Annotated in this window: 3 protein-coding genes and 1 pseudogene; 1 reads left to right on the top strand and 3 read right to left on the bottom strand. The window is 54.4% G+C overall.

What is annotated here, in order from left to right; all coding sequences use genetic code 11:
• Nucleotides 1–1468: SulP family inorganic anion transporter (locus HMPREF0308_RS09720; protein ID WP_005531127.1), on the bottom strand; the 1468-nt coding region annotated here is incomplete at its 3' end.
• A gap of 169 nt (nt 1469–1637) precedes the next feature.
• Here HMPREF0308_RS09720 and HMPREF0308_RS09715 point away from each other — a divergent pair.
• Nucleotides 1638–2042, top strand: a complete 405-nt coding sequence (locus HMPREF0308_RS09715) for a MerR family transcriptional regulator (RefSeq protein ID WP_005531126.1) — start codon at nt 1638–1640, stop codon at nt 2040–2042.
• 293 nt (nt 2043–2335) lie between these two features.
• On the opposite strand, the pseudogene HMPREF0308_RS13915 reads toward HMPREF0308_RS09715, so the two are convergent.
• Nucleotides 2336–2413, bottom strand: a pseudogene (locus HMPREF0308_RS13915) (IS6 family transposase); the annotation flags it as partial.
• Between the two features lie 532 nt (nt 2414–2945).
• Nucleotides 2946–3242: a hypothetical protein gene (locus tag HMPREF0308_RS09710; protein ID WP_005531125.1), complete on the bottom strand. Its 297-nt coding sequence runs from the start codon at nt 3240–3242 to the stop codon at nt 2946–2948.
• Nucleotides 3243–3420: the final 178 nt, after the last annotated feature.

The following is a 3420-nucleotide window of genomic DNA, read 5'->3' as shown; positions in this document are numbered from 1 at the left end:
CCTGGAACTTCTGCGTAATCGCGTCAAAGGTCGCGACCGTGGAGGCATCCCAGATCTCCGCCTCAGTGAGATCAATAGTGATATGACGGGCAGAATCGGTGTAATCAAAGCGATAAACCAGGTCATTGCTTGATGCCCAAAACAACTGGCCATGCACCCGGTAGGTACGAGTATCAATCTCGCCATCGCCGTCGCCGTCGATATCGGAGACCTTTTCAATGGAAGCGATATGTGCCATCCGACGGGCGAACATGATCATCGCGGTGACCACACCCAACACCACACCAATGGCCAGGTTGCTGGTGGCTAGGGTGGCAATAATCGTCACGGCCATAACAATGGTCTCAGAGACCGGCATGAGTTTAAGGGTGCGTGGATGCACCGAGTGCCAGTCGATGGTGCCGACCGAGACCATGATCATGATTGCCACCAGCGCAGCCATCGGGATCATGCCAACGATGTCGCCCAGTGCCAGGACCAGGGCCAGCAGGAACACACCGGCTAACAGGGTGGATAGGCGGGTACGTGCCCCGGATTCGCGGACGTTGATCATGGTTTGACCGATCATCGCGCAGCCGCCCATGCCGCCGAAGAAACCGGAGGCAATATTAGCCACCCCCTGTCCCCAGGATTCGCGAGTTTTATCGGAATGAGTGTCGGTGATGTCATCGACGAGCTTGGCGGTCATCAACGATTCCATGAGACCGACCACGGCCATGGCCAGGGCATAAGGCGCGATGATCTGCAGGGTCTCCAACGTCCACGGCACGTTCGGAATAAACAGGGACGGTAAGGTCTCCGGCATCTTGCCCATGTCCGAGACCGTCGGGACAGTCAAACCGGCGGCAATGACCAAACCGGTGAGCACGATAATCGTGACCAGCGGGGCGGGGATCACACTGGTGAGCTTGGGGAAGAAAATCATGATCACCACACCCAAGCCGACGAGTGGGTAGACTATCCAAGGCACATCAATGAGGTGTTCGAGTTGGGCGGTGAAAATCATAATGCCCAGTGCATTGACGAAACCCAGCATCACCGATCGGGGGATAAAACGCTGAAGTTTCGCCACACCGAGGGCTCCGAGCACGATTTGTAGGACACCGCCCAACAGGACGGTGGCGATGAAATAATCCATCCCGTAACCACGCGCCACAGGAGCAATGACTAGGGCAATAGCCCCGGTGGCGCCGGTGGTCATTGCCGGGCGGCCACCGGTAAAGGCGATCGCAATGGCCATGACTACCGAGGAAAACAGACCCATGGCTGGGTCAACACCGGCAAGGATGGAAAAGGCAATGGCCTCAGGGATCAGCGCCAGGGATACCGCCAGTCCGGCCAGAATCTCTATACGGATACGGGCGGGGGAAGAAAATGCGTAACGGAAGGATGCGATGATCCCGGTAGGGGCATCAGCGCCGTCTGGACTCAGGAGGGGGCGGGGGGCCGCCGTGCTAGTTTCAGTCATAGATGTCCAATCTTTGAGGGGATAGGTAACTGGGCGAACGCCCGAAAGGAATCCAACCCTCTAGTAACTTTAGGTTTGGTGATGGTGGTCATGGTAGCGGGAGTTTTACTCAACCGCCAACCCAGGCACAGGAACCCGTGGGCAACATCACCGTGAAGGAGAACAGGCAATGCAAAACAGTAATTTCAAGATCGGCGAGGTCGTTGACCAGACGGGGTTGTCGATTCCCACCTTGCGTTATTATGACAACGTCGGCCTGATTACCCCATCGGGGCGTAGCCCTGGTGGGTTCAGGCTTTATAGTGAGGCTGATGTACGTCGTGTTTTGCTGGTGCGACGGATGAAACCGCTGGGGTTTACTCTGGATCAGATGCGGGAATTCCTGGAAGCTGCGGAGATTCTTCATAGTTCAGATGGCGGGCAGGACAGTGATCCCGCACAGCAGGCACGGAGTAATGCCAAGGCCACCCTTGCCGACATTCGTGAGGAGACGCGCACCCGCTACGAAAAGCTACGCAAGCAAATTGCCTACGCTGAGGAATTCCTCGATCTGGTCAACACCCTGGCACCCTAAAGTGCCCCCATCCTTCGCAGGGAGAAAGAGACCATCCGATTGAATGCGCTCTGTCGAGTCGCGTTCCAGATGAAGTGGACGAACGCCCGCGGCCTCTCCGGAGTGGATGGCGATAGTGCAGAGGACTTCTGAAATCCGTGCAGACGACTCCTCAAAACGACACAGTCATCCAAGGTCACATAATCGAAAATTGTCACTTAACCCGTTATTTTACCTACGCGGTGCTGTTGCAAAGTTGGGCCAGGGTCGAAAAGCCTACCCTCAAGACATTAGTTGTCCTTGCTCCGGGGTGCTTAAGCTGTCTCGAATATCCGGCTGACGATCACCGCGTCTGGGTTCGGGTGCCCGTAGGTAAACATCGTGCCCTGGCCCAACTTTGCAACAGCGCCGTCTAAAAGTATGTTCAGATCTCCTTGTTTAAGGATTGAAAACTGTAGTGTCTTGCTGTGGAGGCAGCAAGGTGGCGTATTGAGATGCCAAGTAAGTCCCGTCTTCCCACTTGGCTTTCAGCATCCTGGCGATACACATGACAGTGACATGGTGATCGCCTGCTCGGTGCAGAGATACCGCTTCTGATTGCGCACTGGCTCCGCTGACCCAAGTGTCCTCCACTAGCAGCACGTGCCGACCGGCGACTGCAGCAGGATCTATCACTGAAAAACGATCTGGGCTTATTGTGTGGGACGCGCCGGTGTTATCACCTGAAGATTCTAAAGCCGCTGGTGTGAGACGATTTCGGATATATGACCGAGAGCAGAATTGAGGGCACTAGCAAGTGCCCCACGGTCGCGTCCGGGACTGCGGTTGGTAGAGGGGACGTGAGTTATCACTTCTACCGGACTGACTGCTTGAGCAAGAGTTGGAAGATTATCTCGTAACGTGGTGTACCCTAACCGACTTAACTCAGTGTCCTAAATTGTTCATGACACGTGCAGTTTTATCAATCATGACCGCAACTTCGTGTTGCTCGTAAACATTTTGCATATTCCGGCCAAGGCTGACGTCTATCCACCCATTTGTGGCATGTTCTGACTTTGTCTCCGTTGCAGCTATGGCATCAATGATATTGCTTTGGTCTTTCCAACGGGCATCATTCAAAATGTAGACCACGGCCTTGTCCCAGGCCTGCTCAAAGCTTGGCTCCCTACCGTAGAAGAACGTTGTCTTTAAAGTCGGCGAATATACGCGAAATTCAAACATGTACCTTATTGTAAAAGTGGGGTGTACGCCACCTTGCCAATTTGGATTAGAGAATGGGACTCGAATCCTCGGATGAAAAAGTTCCACCTCTGACTCAGAGGTCCAGCACTATCAATCACTTGGTCACCCCTCCTCCATCAAGTTTCAGGATTTCCAGCCATAGTTGGCTATCCATTCG

The sequence above is a fragment of the Corynebacterium striatum ATCC 6940 genome, assembly GCF_000159135.1.
In the GTDB taxonomy this organism is placed as follows: Bacteria; Actinomycetota; Actinomycetes; order Mycobacteriales; family Mycobacteriaceae; genus Corynebacterium; species Corynebacterium striatum.
This window is presented reverse-complemented; position numbering and strand designations above follow the sequence as displayed.

Excerpts from the sequence above, each read along its gene's own strand:
- HMPREF0308_RS09710 (WP_005531125.1), bottom strand. The coding sequence starts at position 3,242 with ATGTTTGAATTTCGCGTATATTCGCCGACTTTAAAGACAACGTTCTTC.
- HMPREF0308_RS09715 (WP_005531126.1), top strand. The coding sequence starts at position 1,638 with ATGCAAAACAGTAATTTCAAGATCGGCGAGGTCGTTGACCAGACGGGG.